General features: G+C 70.7%; 8 protein-coding genes. 5 read left to right on the top strand and 3 right to left on the bottom strand.

The window, feature by feature from the left end:
- Window positions 1-78: 78 nt before the first annotated feature.
- Complete coding sequence (locus tag AB0G35_RS11670) at window positions 79-1,041, bottom strand: integrase (protein WP_360947319.1); 963 nt, start codon at window positions 1,039-1,041, stop codon at window positions 79-81.
- A gap of 870 nt (window positions 1,042-1,911) precedes the next feature.
- Here AB0G35_RS11670 and AB0G35_RS11665 point away from each other — a divergent pair.
- The 4 genes from AB0G35_RS11665 (at window position 1,912) to AB0G35_RS11650 (ending at window position 10,748) form a co-directional block, all read left to right on the top strand.
- The gene (locus AB0G35_RS11665) at window positions 1,912-2,118 is read left to right on the top strand and encodes a DUF5988 family protein (RefSeq protein ID WP_360947317.1); all 207 of its coding nucleotides are present in this window, start codon (window positions 1,912-1,914) and stop codon (window positions 2,116-2,118) included.
- Between the two features lie 77 nt (window positions 2,119-2,195).
- Window positions 2,196-3,524 carry a beta-ketoacyl synthase N-terminal-like domain-containing protein gene (locus tag AB0G35_RS11660; protein ID WP_360947315.1) on the top strand — a complete coding sequence of 443 codons (1,329 nt, stop codon included), beginning with the start codon at window positions 2,196-2,198 and terminating at the stop codon, window positions 3,522-3,524.
- A gap of 30 nt (window positions 3,525-3,554) precedes the next feature.
- The gene (locus AB0G35_RS11655) at window positions 3,555-9,896 is read left to right on the top strand and encodes a type I polyketide synthase (RefSeq protein WP_360947313.1); all 6,342 of its coding nucleotides are present in this window, start codon (window positions 3,555-3,557) and stop codon (window positions 9,894-9,896) included.
- Window positions 9,897-10,220: 324 nt separating this feature from the next.
- Window positions 10,221-10,748 (top strand): ATP-binding protein, encoded by a 528-nt coding sequence (locus tag AB0G35_RS11650; RefSeq protein WP_360947311.1) that lies wholly within the window; start codon window positions 10,221-10,223, stop codon window positions 10,746-10,748.
- Between the two features lie 155 nt (window positions 10,749-10,903).
- Here the strand turns inward: AB0G35_RS11650 and AB0G35_RS11645 are convergent, their stop codons facing one another.
- The gene (locus AB0G35_RS11645) at window positions 10,904-12,316 is read right to left on the bottom strand and encodes a transcriptional regulator (RefSeq protein WP_360947309.1); all 1,413 of its coding nucleotides are present in this window, start codon (window positions 12,314-12,316) and stop codon (window positions 10,904-10,906) included.
- Window positions 12,317-12,902: 586 nt separating this feature from the next.
- Window positions 12,903-13,451: a helix-turn-helix domain-containing protein gene (locus AB0G35_RS11640; protein WP_360947307.1), complete on the bottom strand. Its 549-nt coding sequence runs from the start codon at window positions 13,449-13,451 to the stop codon at window positions 12,903-12,905.
- 385 nt (window positions 13,452-13,836) lie between these two features.
- Here AB0G35_RS11640 and AB0G35_RS11635 point away from each other — a divergent pair, with 385 nt between their 5' ends.
- The gene (locus tag AB0G35_RS11635) at window positions 13,837-14,340 is read left to right on the top strand and encodes a hypothetical protein (RefSeq protein WP_360947305.1); all 504 of its coding nucleotides are present in this window, start codon (window positions 13,837-13,839) and stop codon (window positions 14,338-14,340) included.
- Window positions 14,341-14,419: the final 79 nt, after the last annotated feature.

Raw genomic sequence — 14,419 nt, 5'->3', positions numbered from 1 at the left:
GGGCGTGGTGTCCCCGTCGTCCGGCCCCCGTCCCTCAGGGACGGGGGCCGGACTCTGCCGGGGCGCCACGGGCTCGTCCTAGCGCCCGGGGCTCGCGCTCGGCGGGAGGTAGCGCCGGACCTCGTCCTGCGGAGGGCGCCCGGCGACGTCGTGCAACTCGGACATCGGCATGCCGGCGTCCGCCATCCAAGTCAGCCCGGTGGGCCGCAGGTCGTTGCGCAGCAGGAAATCGTGCCCCAGCTCCACGACGACGTCGTCCCAACGGGTCGCCTCCCTCAGCAGCGGGGTGGAAAAACGGCCACCGGACGGTGCGGTGAACAGCCGGGTCTGCGGTGCCTGGCGTGCCGCCTGCAACCGCCGGGCCAGCAGTATCCGTGCCGCGGGACGCAGCGGCACCGCACGCCGGCTCCGGTTCCGGCACAGGCAGTCGGTCAGCCCGTCCGGTACGAAGACGGTGTGCCGGCATACGTGCCAGGTCCAGGTCACCGGGTCGATGTCCTGTGCGCGCAGGGCGGACACCTCGCTGAAGCGGGTGCCCGTCCAGGCCGTGAAGCGCACGATGTCGCCCCAGCCCTGGTAGCCGTCAGAGGACTGCTGGACGAGCCTGGCCGCCAGACGGTCGAGCGCCGCGGGGTCGGGCAGCGCCAGCGACCGCGGGGTGCTGCGTTCGCGTTGGGCGCGCTGGTACTCCTGCTGCCAGCCGGCGAGGCGCGCGGGATTGGCGTCGAGGACCCCGTCGCGCACGGCCTGTTCGAGGACCCGCACCAGCACCGCCAGGCTGTTCTTCACCGTCGACAGCCCGTATTCGTCCGCGATCCAGCAGTGCAGCGCCCGGTTGACGTCCCGTCGCGTCATCTGCCGTACGAGGACGTGCCCGAGGGCCGGGAGGACACGCAGCCGCCATCCCGCCTCGTACGGACACATCGTCAGGGGCTCCAGCCCCTCCATCGCTGCTGCCCACCGATATCCGCCGTACTCGGCGAGTGACATCGTGCGGCTGTCGACCGTGCGGGAAGACCGTGCCGAGAAAACAATCGTCATTCTCCAATTGCCCTTGTCTGATGGGGGAGTTGTCGCCCGTGCTAAGAGGTGGCGGAAATTGTTCGTACACGGTGAAGGCGGTGTCCGGCCGTGGGTACTTCAGAAAGATGTGCTAAGCCCCGTCACAGGTCATCGGGCATACCTACCGACTGGTTGACGTCCTGAGGCAACCGATTTTGTACCGCCCGAGCTCCCGGTGTGCGAATCCGGAGCATCGAGTTGGCGGTGGCGCACGTCATCTTTTCATTGCACAGCGGGTGGAGGTATGGCGGCGCAGCATCGGTCATGAGTGAATTAAAAGCACCCATCAATGCCGGTGCGCAAGTTGGTTGGTGCGAGTTCACGGTTTTTCGCGCTGCTCCGAATGGGTGGCCTTTTCGGTTGACTGTTGTAGCCCACCCTGAGTGCATGGATAACTATTCGCATCCAACCGGTGGGCCGCCCACCCTCTCCGGGGAGCGGCTCCGGCCTACTCGTTGGCCCGGCCCCGTGCCTGGTTACGGGTCAGACCGTTGCCGTATGGGCGTCCCCGGCGGAGGGTCTTGGATCCGTCAGCCGGCGCCGGATTTCCGGCGCCGGCTGATCGGCCCCCCACCGCCGAGCGAGGGGCGCCAGACTATCGACTTCCGCGTGGTGACCGTCCCCAAGGCCACCACGATCACAGCGGCCACCGCCTTCGCCGCTGTCGACCGTCCACTCACCGGCGCAGCCCCGCCGGTAACACGACAGGCACGGCCTTCGTCGCCCCTCCGGCAGGTGCCGCCCCAGCGGTGACCTCCACGCAGGTTCCCCCACCGCATCTCTGCATCGCCATCGGCCGGGAATCCGGCTGCGAACCAGAAAACCTGCGAAAGAACCCCGGAGTGGACCATGCCACGAAAAAACATCGTGATTCTCGTCGACGAGCCCGGGGGGACGGCCCTTCCCCAGAACTCGCGTGAAGAAATCCGGGATCCGGTACGGCTCGTGCGCGGCAGCGGCTACGAGCGTTTCGAATTCTACGGCGAATACGCCGAGCTGGACGGCGAACAAGTGCCCGTTTACCGCTGGCACTACCGCACGTCCATTGCCGAATAGGCAACGCGCGCCCCGAGGAAGAAACCAGTTCACAGAGGACGGCGCATGACGATCCTCGTGAGGGACGGAGTCCTGCCATGAAACCAGCCGTGTACCCCGAAGACCAGGACACCGGCCGCCGCGCCGTGGTGACCGGCGTGGGGTTCTGTCTGCCCGGCCAGACGAAACCGGTCTTCACGGCCGAAGAGGCATGGGACGTCGCCTCAAACGGCCGGTCGTGCCTCACGTACGACGAGGTCTACTACGGTGCCGTCGGCCTCACCCAGGAAATGTTTGACGAACATTTCCCGGACCTTCCGCCGTTCTTCTCCGGGCACTACACAACGGCACATCGCTACGGCCTCCTCTCGCTGGCACATGCCTGCGACAACGCCGGACTCAATTTCCGGGACGGCGAACTCGGCAATGCCGCGATCCTGGTAGGACGCGGGGGAGTGGACGCCAACATCGACAGTTATCTGTCGGTGCTCCGTGCCGACCCCGCGACGACCACCGCACCGGAGGCCATGGAGCTGTTCGTCGCGGCCCAACAGGCGGTGACCCCCTCCGACGTGGCACTGGTCCAGTCCGCGCTCGTCCGTTCCAACGGCCCCACGTACACGGTCTCGTGCGGGTGCGCCTCGTCCGCCGTGCAGATCGGCAACGCCCGGCAGATGATCAACCGGGGTGAGGTCGACATCGCCGTCGTCACCGGCGTCGACGTCTTCAACATGCACCTCATCCAGAACATCCAACGGCTGCTGCACGGCGCCCAGCAGAGCTACGAGAACGTACGGACGCCCGGCATGCCGGAGACGGTCCCGTCCTTCCTCTCGCTCATGCGCCCCTACGACCGCCGGGCGGACTGCATCAACCACGGCGAGGGCTCGGCCACCCTGATCATCGAGAGCTGGGACCACGCCGTCCGGCGCGGTGCGCACATCTACGGCCAGGTGCTCTCCACCGCCATGACCCGCGACGGCCTGGCCAACCCGCTCGCCTGCGACGAGACCGGCAGCGAACTGGTCACCGCCGTCCGCCGCTGCCTCGGCGACCGGTGGGACCTGGGCAACGTGCCGTACGTCCACGGCGGCAGCGACGGCAACGTCGTCGTCACCGCCTTCGAATCCGCCGCCATCAGGGAGTTGTACGGCGACGAGAAGCCCATCATGACGTCGCAGGAGGGCTGCTTCGGCCACAACGGCGCCCCGGCGGGCTGCACGGGCGTCGCCCTGACCCTGATGATGATCGAGCGAGGGCAGGTCTGCCCCACCGCCAACTGCGAGGAACCCGCCGAGGGGCTGCCCTTCGACCCCGTCCCCGGCGTCCGTCCCCGCCCGCTCGACTTCGACCTCGCGCTGAACTTCAACTACCAGGTCGGCGGGGTCAAGAACGCCATCCTCCTCGGCAGCACCCAGGTCGTGTGACCGCGGACCACGCCTACGTACGGAGACCCGATGAGCAACCACACGCTACCTCCGGCCGACGCGCCGCAGACCCCGACCGACACCGAGCGCATCGCCGTGATCGGCATGGGCTGCCGGCTCCCCGGCGACACCCCGTCGCCCGCAGCCCTGTGGCGGCTGCTCTCCGAGGGCCGGGACGCGATCGGCGAACTTCCCCCCGAACGCCGGCGCCTCGTCCAGGGCGACGCGCCCGGCCGCGGACACCCCGGAGCACCAACCTCCCTGCCGGGCGGCTACCTGCGCGAGGTGGCGGGCTTCGACGCCGCGTTCTTCGGCGTCGCAGGCGGGGAGGCCGATGTCCTGGACCCCCAGCACCGCCTGCTGCTCGAAGTCACCTGGGAGGCGCTGGAACACGCCGGCCTGCCGCCCGAGCAGGTGCACGGCACCCCGACCGCCGTCTTCACCGGCATCAGCTACGGCGACTACATGGACCACCTGACCGGGACGCCCCAGGAACTCGAAGGATCGATCCTGACCAACGGCCACTGCGTGGCGGCCGGCCGGGTCTCGTACCTCCTGGGAGTGCACGGAGCGAGCGTGGCCCTGGACACCGCCTGCTCGTCCTCGCTGGTGGCCGTGCACATGGCGCGCCAGGCACTGAGCGCCGGCGAGTGCGACCTGGCGCTGGCCGGCGGCGTCACCCTGACCTTCCAGCCACGCATCACCCGCTCCTTCGCCAGGATGGGCATGCTCTCCGCCAGCGGGCGCTGCCGCACCTTCGACGCCGGGGCCGACGGATTCGTCCGCGGCGAGGGCTGCGGCGTGGTGGTGCTCAAACGCCTCAGCGAGGCCCTTCGGGACGGCGACCGCGTACTGGCCGTACTCCGCGGCTCCGCGACGAACCAGGACGGTTCGTCCGACGGACTGGCCGCACCGTCGGCCGCCGCCCAGCGAGCCCTCTACCGGGAAGCGTTGGAGCGCGCCGGGGTCGACCCCCAGGACGTGGGAATGGTGGAGACCCACGGCACCGGCACCCCGGTGGGCGACCCCATCGAGTTCGCCGGACTGGCGGACGTCTACGGCGACGGCCCGGGCCGCTGCGCCCTGACCTCGGTCAAGACCAACGTCGGACATCTGGAACCGGCCGCCGGCGTCACCGGGCTGATCAAGGCCGTGCTGTGCCTGCAGCGCGGCGCCATCCCCGCGAACCTGCACTTCCGGAAGTGGAACCCGGCCATCTCGGCAGCCGACACCCGCTTCTTCGTGCCCACCGAGCTGACCGCCTGGCCCCTGCCGACGCCGGCCCGGCTGGCGGCGGTGTCCTCCTTCGGCTTCTCGGGAACCAACGCCCACGTACTGCTGGAGCAGGCTCCGAGTACTTCGGCCCCCCGGCGCTCCGAGGAGCCGGCCCCCTCGGCACCCGACGTCTTCCTCGTCCCGGCCGGCTCCCCGGACGTGCTGCCCGCGGCAGCCGGCAGACTCGCGGACTGGGTGTCCGGTGAGGGCGCGAACGTACCGCTGCGGGACCTCGCGCACACCCTGGCCCTGCGGCGCTGCACCGGCCGCGGCCGGCTCGGCGTCGTGGCCGCGGGACGCCGGGAACTCCTCGGCGCCCTCCGGGCGTTCGCCGACAGGCAGCGACACCCCGCGGTGGTGACCGGGGCGGTGGGCGCGGCGGTGGAGCGGCAACCGGTCTGGGTGTTCTCCGGCCACGGCTCCCAGTGGGCCGGAATGGGCCGCGGCCTGCTGACGACCGAACCGGCCTTCCGAGAGGCGTTGAGCGAGGTCGGCGAACTCGTCCGGGCACAGAGCAAGGTGTCGGTGGTCGACATCATCCGGAAGGGCAGACCCGTCAAAGGCTGCGGCGAGGTGCAGCCGGTGCTGTTCGCCCTCCAGATCGCACTCGCCGCCACCTGGCGCTCGTACGGCGTCGAACCCGCCGCGGTCATCGGCCACTCCATGGGCGAGGTCGCGGCGGCGGTGGTGGCCGGCGCCCTGTCGCTCGCCGACGGAGTCCGGGTCATCTGCCGCCGCTCCGGCCTGCTCAGCGACATCGCGGGCACCGGCAGCATGGTGAGCGTGGGGCTGAGCGCCGACGCGGTGCGCGAGGAACTCGCGGGCAGCGCGGCCGAGACCGTATCGGTCGCCGTGCTGTCCTCGCCGGACACGACCGTGGTGGCCGGACGCACCGCGGAGGTGAGCCGACTGGCCGCCGCCTGGGAGGCCCGGCAGATCCCGGTCTTCCCGATCGCCGTGGACGTCGCCTCCCACTGCCCGCTGGTCGACCCGGTCCTGCCCGCACTGCGCACGGCGCTGGCCGGGCTGACGCCGATGCCCCCCACGGTGCGGTTCTACTCGACCGTGGTGGAGGCAGGTGCCACCCCGTCCTTCGACGCCGACTACTGGTGCGACAACCTGCGCCGCCCCGTGCGGTTCGCCGAGGCGGTGGCCACCGCGGCGGCCGACCGGCACCAGGTCTACGTGGAGCTCTCGCCCCATCCCATCGTCACCCACTCCGTCGAGCGGAGCCTGTCCGGGCTGGTCACCTCCCCGGCCGTGCTCCCCACGCTCCGCCGCGAGGAGGACGAACCGACCACACTGCGGACCCAGCTCGCCGCACTGCACTGCGCCGGAGTCCCGGTGAACTGGCGGCGCCTGTACGACGGCGGGAACCTCGTCGACGCCCCCACCCTCACCTTCGACCGGCGCCACCACTGGGCCGAGGCCGCGCGCAACTCCGCGCCCACGGGCCCGGACGACTCCGTCCTGCCCGGCAGGCACTCCGAAGTGCCGGGCGAGCCCGTGCGGCACTGCTGGCGCGCCGACGCCGGCACCGACGTACTGCCCTGGCTCGCCGATCACCGGGTCCACGGCGACCCGGTCATGCCCGGCGCTGCCCACTGCAGCGTCGCGCTCGCGGCAGCCACCGAGGTCTTCGGTGCCGCCCCGAACGAGGTCGACGTCACCGACGTCCACTTCGAGCAACTGCTGCGACTGGACCGGCACACCGACGTCAGCACCGTCGTGACGATGGCCGCCCCCGACCGGGCACACTGCGAGATCCTCGCGCGGGGCGAGGACGGCGACTGGGAGCGGCAGGCCGACGCGGTGCTGCACCGGCTGACCGTACGACCGGAGCCCCGGCCCCGGCCCATCGAAGCCCTCACGGTGCGTCACCCGGTCCGGCTGGACCCGGGCGACCTGTACCGGAACCTGCGCGGGCGCGGACTGGAGCACGGTCCGGCCTTCACCGGCATCACCGAACTGCGCACGGAACGCCACCACGGCAGCTACCTCGCCAAGGTCACCCTCCCGTCCCGGGCGAAGGACCCCGCCCCCGGCCTCGCGGTCCATCCCGTCCTGCTCGACGTCTGCGCCCAGCTCGCGGTGGCACCGCTGATGCACGAGGACGACACCGCACCCGTGCTGCCCGTGGCCGTACAGGCGGTACGCGTCCTGGGCGATGCCGCGCAGGCCGCGTACTGCCACGCGCTCATCAGCGAGAACGCACCGGACAGCGTGGTCGCCGACGTCCGGCTCCTGGACGGCGACGGCGCGGTCGTGCTCGCCGTCAACGGCCTGCGCTTCGCACGGCGGGCCGCACGCAGCGCTCCGGCGGCCGACGACTGGCTGCTGGAGATCGACTGGCAATCCTCCCCCCGGACCGCAACCGGGGCCGGACAGGCCCCGGGGAGCTGGCTCCTGGTGGGGGAGGCGGACGGATCGGCCCGGGTACTGGCCGCCGCGCTGCGCGGCCGCTGTGCCCGCACCAGTGTCTGGGACCGCCCGCTGGACGACACACCCCTGGAGACCCTCCGCACCTCCCTCAGCGAACGCCTGGCCGCCGGACTCCAACCCCCGCGCGGGGTGGTGCTGGTGTGCGGCCGGCAGAGCCGTGCCGAGCCGACCGAGGAATCGCTGCGGCGCACCCGCAGACTGCTCGCCGTCCTGCAGGCCGTCACCGCGAGCTCGACGTCACCGCGGCTGTACGTCATCACCCAGGGCGCCCGCGACGTACTGCGGGACGACACCGTCGACGTCGGGCAGAGCAGCGTCCGGGGACTGGTGCGGGTGGGTGCCCTGGAGCACCCCGAACTGCGCCCGACGCTGGTGGACGCCGACGCCCGCAATGCCGACCCGACGGACGTGGCGGAGGAGTTGCTGGCCGACGCCGACGACGACGAGGTCGCGCTGCGCGCCGGCGAACGGTGGGTGGCCCGGCTGCGACGTGCCCCGGCCGAGCAGGAACGGCCGCTGACCCCCTGCGTCGTGCAGTACGGCGTGGACGGGTTCCGGCTGCGTGCGGCCCGGCTGGGCGATCTGTCCAGCCTGGAGTACGCCGCGGTCCGGCGGCGCCCGCCGCAGCGCGGTGAGGTCGAAGTGCGGGTCACCGCGGCCGGCCTGAACTTCCGGGACGTGCTGACGGCCATGGGGCTGCTCCCGGGCGACGAGGACGTCCGCTACCGCATCGGATTCGAGTGCTCCGGCGTCGTCAGCGCGGTGGGCGCCGGGGTGGAGCATCTGCAGGTCGGGGACGAGGTCGTCGCCATCGATCTGCGGGGCGGGGCGTTCGGCTCGTTCCTGACCGCCCCGGCCGAGGTGGTCGCACCGATCCCCGCCGGTCTCGGAGCGGTCACCGCGGCGGGCCTGCCGGTCGCCTTCGTGACGGCCTGGTACGCCCTGCGACATGTCGCACGCCTCGCGGCCGGGGAGCGGGTGCTGATCCACTCGGCCACCGGCGGCACCGGGCTGGCGGCGATCGCGGTGGCCCGGGCGCTGGGGGCCGACGTGCTGGCCACGGCCGGCAGCGAGGACAAACGCCGTTACCTCCGCGGCATGGGGATCCGGCACGTCATGGACTCCCGTTCCCTGGACTTCGGGGAGCAGGTCCGCGAGGTGACCGGCGACGGTGTCGACGTCGTCCTCAACTCGCTGTCCGGCGCGGCGATCCGCACCGGACTGGAGACGCTCCGCCCGTTCGGCCGGTTCGTGGAGCTCGGGGTGCGCGACATCCTCTCCGACGCCCCGCTGGGGATGCTGCCGCTGCGGCACAACGTCACCCTGCGCACCGTCGATCTGATCGAGTTGCGCCGCCAACGTCCCGACGCGTTCGCCCGCGTCTGGCAGGAGGTCCTCGACGAGTTCGAGGCCGGCCGGCTCACCCCGCTGCACTGCACCGAATACCCGCTGTCCGAAGCCACGACGGCCTTCCGCACCATGGCCGCCGCCGAGCACATCGGCAAGATCGTGCTGGCCGTGCCGCACGCCGGCCGGGCCCGCGCCGCGCTGCCCGAGATGCCGCTGCCGGTCCGGAAGGGCGGCGCCTACATCGTCACCGGCGGACTGCGCGGTCTGGGGCTGGCCACGGCACGCTGGCTCGCCGACAACGGCGCCGGGCACCTCGTCCTCAACGGACGTTCCGCCCCCTCCGCGGAGGCCGCACGGCAGATCGCCGACCTGGGCAAGGACGACACCAAGGTGTCGGTGGTGCTCGGCGACATCGCCGAACCGGGCACCGCGGAGCGGCTGGTGACGACCGCGGCGACCGGGGGCTTCCCCGTGCACGGGGTGGTGCATTGCGCCATGGTCCTGGACGACGCGGCCCTCACCAACGTCACCGACGAACAACTGGAGCGGATCTGGCTGCCGAAGGCGGCGGGCGCCTGGCGGCTGCACCACGCCACCGAGGGGTGCCCGCTGGACTGGTTCGCGGCGTTCTCCTCGATGGCCTCACTGCTCGGCAACCCCGGCCAGGGCGCCTACGCCGCGGCGAACTCCTGGCTCGACGGCTTCGCGGCCTGGCGCTCCGCCCAGGGCCTGCCGACCCTGGCGGTGAACTGGGGCCCCTGGGGCGAGACGGGTGTCGCCACCGACTTCGGCCGGCGCGGCTACCACACCATCCCCACCGAGCAGGGCATGGCCGCGCTGTACGGCCTGCTGTCCCGGCGGCGGGTGCAGACCGGTGTGCTCCCCGGGCCGTCGGAGACCTGGCTCCCCTCCGCGGGCCGGCACCTCCCCTTCTTCAGCGCGGTCCCGACCGAGCGCCCTGCCAAGGGGACCGAAGCCAAGGGCACCGAAGCCCCCGACGACGCCGGGGAGTTGCGGGCCTGGCTCAGCGCTCTGCCCACCGGCCTGGCGCGCAGAGCGGCACTGGAGGAGCGCCTGGCGGAGCACGTCCGGGCGGTACTGCGCCTGGGCGACGGCACCGTCGACCCGCAGATCCCGCTGAAATCCCTGGGATTCGACTCCCTCCTGGCGATGGAGATGCGGGTGCGCATCGAGCGGACCTTCGCCGTCTCGGTGTCCCGGAACTTCGTCTGGCAGCACCCCACCCTGGCCGATCTCGCCATGGGCGTGGCGGACCTTCTGGGACTGGAAATGGCCGCCACATAACACGGCCCTGACCCCCTCTCCCGTTCGGCGGACACCTGTGACGGTATCCGCCGAACGCGGTGCTGTCCGGCGGCGATTATTCAGCGACGACACCAATTGCTCGCCATTCCCGCGGCTCCCGCACAACGTTTTCTTGCGGTGATAATATTTCGCCTCGCCATGTCTCCGCACCCCTTTTTGCGCCTCTCGATGCGCCTTCCGTAATGTCATCCATACTGTTTCAATGAATGTGGAAAAACAGCCAAGGAATCCCGGGTGTTATTCCGCCTGAGGGTTCCCTCAATTGGTACGGGGGTCCGCAAGGAACCTGGGAAAGGGGTAGTCATGTTACCCAGCATTCAAGAGGCCGGTATAGAACTGACGGCCCACCAGATCGAGACCTGGCCGGACGCGAAGGCCACGGTCCTGTCGCCCGACGACTGGCGTTCCACCGAGCAGACCGCATTCAGCCTGCCACCACTGGAGCGCTCGGTCCCGGTCTGCCGCGCCCTGGCCCGCGCCTGGCTCGACGGGCAGCAGATCCAGGGCGACGACACCCGCTACCTCATCCTGCTCACCCTGTCCGAACTCGTCACCAACGCGATCCGGCATTCCGGCGCCCTCCGCATCACCTGCCGACTGCGCCGGTCCGGTCATCAGGTACACATCGAGGTCCATGACGGCGGCGGCACCCCATGGGTGACGCGCAGACGGCGCCCGGACCATAGGCAGGAAAGCGGCCGAGGTCTGGAACTCGTCGCCAAGTCCTGCCTGCAATGGGGCCGTCGGACCGAGCCCGAAAACGGCTGCACGGTCTGGGCAACGGTGTCGCTGAACACCTGCGCACCCGTCGGCCGCCTCCCGCAGCCGTGAGCCGCAGATGACCTGCGTCTCCCGCTGCACGCTCCCCGTGCTCCGCGCACCAGCCGCGGCCGCCGCGACGGTCGACGGCCGGCCAGGCCCGATTCCCTCTCCCCCCTCCGGAGCGGGACGATCTGCCCGGCTGCCGGCGCCGTTACCCGCGCCGGTCAATCGCTGGACGCCCGCTGCGCGGGGAGATGCGCCTCGCACTCCTGCATCAGGACGGCGAACGCGCCGGCAGCTTTGGTATCTCGGTAGGGGCGCAGTCCCGCCAGGAACTGCTCCAGATACTTCCTGCCCAGTGCCGACCGCAGCTGCCGCAGCAGACCCAGGGCCTCTTCGGCCACCCGGCATGCCTCTTCCACCTCACCGGCCTGCACTTGCGCCGACGCCAGCAGCAGCAGATCGATCGCCCGGCGGCGCACCCGCGTCCTCGGGTGCCGGGCCAGCGCTTCGGCGGCCCGGCGAGCGGCCTGCCGGGGCTGCTGCAGGTCCCGGTGGCAGTGCGCCAACTCGTCGGCCAGGTATGCCCGGTCGAAGTGCGCCAGCCATTCAGGCGCGTCCGCCGGATCCGCATGTGTCATCGCCTCCAGGGCCTTGTCCCTGAGCATCCCGCACGTCCGCGAATCGCCGAGCAGGGCGTACCCGCGGGCCTCGGCCACGTAGAACAGCGCCTGTGCAGCCGGTGGCGCCAGCCCCCTCGTTCCTTCCTGGGCGGCCCGCGCGAGCTGTACCGCCTCCCGGGCACAGCCCGCGTCCACGGCGAGCCGGCTCAAGCCGGAGGCCAGCACATAACCGCCGTAGCACCTCTCGTCCGCCGCCTGTGCGAGCCGCAGGGCCTGGATGTAGTACCGCTGCGCCAGGCCGGGTCGGCCGGTGTCCATCGCGGTGTACCCGGCGAGCTCGGTCAACCGTGCGGCAGCCGCGAACAGTTGGCGTCCGGTGTCCTCGCTGTAGCTTCCGGCGAACAGCCCCGACAGGACGCTGTTCAGACACGACACCACCACCGGCCGCACATAGCCGCCGCCCACCCTGTGGTCGAGTTCCTCCAGCGCCCGGGTGGTCATCCGCACCAGCTCGACCTCGTCCAACCCGGTCCGCGGCCCCGTCCGGTGGTCCTGTGCCACTTCCGGGTCGACGGCGCTGATCAGCCAGTCCCGCGTGGGTTCGACCAACGCCGCGGTGCCCATGGTCGTGCCGGCCAACGCCTCACTCGACTCCGCGTCCATCTGCCACAACTCGCGGACCTGTCCCAGCGCATCCTTCACATCAGCGGCAAAATGGAGCCCGACCCCGCAGGTCACACTGTTGCCATTGGCCATCCCGATCTGCTCGGTCGAGACCGTACGGCCGAGCCTGCTGCTCAACGCCTCGGCGATGATGGCGGGTACGCGGCCCCGCGGCTGCTGGCCCCTCAGCCACCGGCTGACAGACGTCTTGTCGTACCGGAGATCGAGCCCCTGCTCGCGTCCCAGCATGTTCACCTGGCGTGCAAGGGCGGAGTTGGACACCGCGGCCTCTTGGATGAGCGACCGTAGCCGCTGGTTGCTCTGACGTGCGAAGACAGGTCGGGCGGCCATCGTGTGCCTCCAAGCACATGCTGACAAAGCGTTACGTTGGCATATCCAGTGTTATGGGACTGCAAAGGTCATTACCCAACAACCGGGAATGATCCGTCATGACTCCAGTCAAGTCACCACCACGGCCTCGCGCACAGTAGTGCGGGCGCGTGACCGAACGCGGGTCGCCGCCCGGTGACGTTTGCCCGCCCCGCTCGCATCCTCCGGACGTCGCGCGCCGGTCATATGCACCCGCACAACCCTGACTGGTCCTGCTCGGCAGGAAACGAGGGCCTATTCACGCCAGCAACGCTTGTTCAGGCCAGGACGTACGGCCGTCGCGCGCCCCCGGTCACCGGCCCGCGCCCCCGCATTGCGGCGCGGGCCAAAACGCGCCGCCTCGCGGCCGGCTCCTCAGCCCCTCGGGGACGACGCCGCCTGCCTCGGGCGGGACTGCGCTCCCCGAACAAACGCACCACGGCGGCGCTCGTCTTCCCCGCAACGCCCGTGCTCATGCGTCAACAGTCGAGGAATAACGCCGAATTCCTCCGTCGAACAACTCGCGCAATGTGCGTGCAACCGGATAACACCGCATCCGCGAAACGCTTTAGGCCAAGAGCAGTCTGGTGGCCCTGTCGAGCACGTCGGCGCGACTGCGTGTGCCGTGGTCGGCCGCCAGGAAATGTTTTCCGACGGCGAGCGAGAAGGCGAGCATACTGCGGGCCTCGACCTCGTCCTCGTCGCTGCAGAAGGTGCTGAACAGTGAGCGCGCGTAGTCCATTCTCCGGTTGTCGACGCGACGCAGGCGTTCGGCGACTGCCGGGTCACGACGAGCCCAGTCCCGGACGGCGAGGTCGATCGGCAGCAGGGTGTCGGAAAAGGTGAGCGCGCCCGCGCGCCGTACTTTGTCCCTGGCGTCGCCGCCCTCGGTCTCGACGCGTTCGATCACCTCATCCGTGCTCATCCGCTCCCAGGTGTCGAGCATCTCCTCCAACAACGCGCCCCGGTCCTTGAAATGCCAATAGAAGCCGCCTCGGGTAACGCCCAGCGCTTTGGCCAGCGGCTCCACCCGAACGGTGTCCGGACCGCCCGCAGCAAGGGCCTGTAGCCCGGCTTCGATCCAGGTGCTGCGTGGGGTGCGCGTCGGTGCCGCCATCGGTTTCTCCTCGTGGGTGTCGTGTCCGCCAGGGAGTCTGCCTGCTTCGGTGCGCGGCTGCTACCATTCATCCATACATGACTGTATGGATGGGGTCGCTCATGACGCTTCCGCACACTGCACAGACCTCCCGGCCGTGGCGTATCCACGCCCTCACCAGCGGTTTCCAGCAGAAGACGAGCGGGCCCCTTCCGATGCAGGGCCCTTTCCGATGCCGCGCCCTTTCCGGCGCAGGGCGCTTACGACGCCAGGCGATTCAGGCGTCGGGGCGGTTGCCGGCCTCCCGGCTGCGGCGCTGATCGCCTCGGGCGGTCCACTGCCGTAACGCGCGTTGCCAGTCCAACGCCCCAACGCCCCAATGCCCCCGCAAAACTGAGGAGTAGTGATGGTTGATCCCACGCCACATCAGCAGGCCCCGGACCGGGTGCGCCACATCCCGGTGCCACCCGACGCACACGCGCTGAGCACACTCGCCCGGATCGACTACGAGAACGCCCTGCTCGCCGACCTGGGCCCGGACCAGGACCGCACCGCCGAGCAATGGGCGCGAGCGGTCCTGGAAGGCGCGCCCCCTGAGATGCGGCAGGCCCTCACCCAGGGCTGGACCGCGCTCGGCCTGCGGCTCGGCCCCGCCCAGTCCGAGGGATGCGTGCTCGGCTGGCCGGTGCGGGACAGTACCCCGGACTTGGTGCTTCTCTCCACCACGTCCACCCGTGGGTTTCGAGGCGAGTTGCTCTTCCAACTCCGGCCGCACACACTGCTGTTCGCCTCCTTCATCCACCTGGAGCACGACGACGCACGCGCCCTGTGGGCGTCGGTCGAGAGCCGACACCCCCAGGCCATGCACCACCTTCTCGAACAGGCCGTCTCCCGGACCGCGCCGGCCTGACCCACACGCGACCCGGGTCGAGGTGACTGGCCAACAGGCCACGGCCGGGGGGAATTTGCCGCCCCCCCCGGCAGCGCGC

This window comes from Streptomyces sp. NPDC021749 (assembly GCF_040640655.1).
In the GTDB taxonomy this organism is placed as follows: domain Bacteria; phylum Actinomycetota; class Actinomycetes; order Streptomycetales; family Streptomycetaceae; genus Streptomyces.
Note: the sequence above shows the minus strand (reverse complement) of the source record. Positions and strands in the feature narration are given on the sequence as shown.

Coding starts and splice junctions, on each gene's coding strand:
- AB0G35_RS11640 (WP_360947307.1), bottom strand. CDS start 13,451: ATGGCGGCACCGACGCGCACCCCACGCAGCACCTGGATCGAAGCCGGG.
- AB0G35_RS11635 (WP_360947305.1), top strand. CDS start 13,837: ATGGTTGATCCCACGCCACATCAGCAGGCCCCGGACCGGGTGCGCCAC.
- AB0G35_RS11645 (WP_360947309.1), bottom strand. CDS start 12,316: ATGGCCGCCCGACCTGTCTTCGCACGTCAGAGCAACCAGCGGCTACGG.
- AB0G35_RS11665 (WP_360947317.1), top strand. CDS start 1,912: ATGCCACGAAAAAACATCGTGATTCTCGTCGACGAGCCCGGGGGGACG.
- AB0G35_RS11655 (WP_360947313.1), top strand. CDS start 3,555: ATGAGCAACCACACGCTACCTCCGGCCGACGCGCCGCAGACCCCGACC.
- AB0G35_RS11650 (WP_360947311.1), top strand. CDS start 10,221: ATGTTACCCAGCATTCAAGAGGCCGGTATAGAACTGACGGCCCACCAG.
- AB0G35_RS11660 (WP_360947315.1), top strand. CDS start 2,196: ATGAAACCAGCCGTGTACCCCGAAGACCAGGACACCGGCCGCCGCGCC.
- AB0G35_RS11670 (WP_360947319.1), bottom strand. CDS start 1,041: ATGACGATTGTTTTCTCGGCACGGTCTTCCCGCACGGTCGACAGCCGC.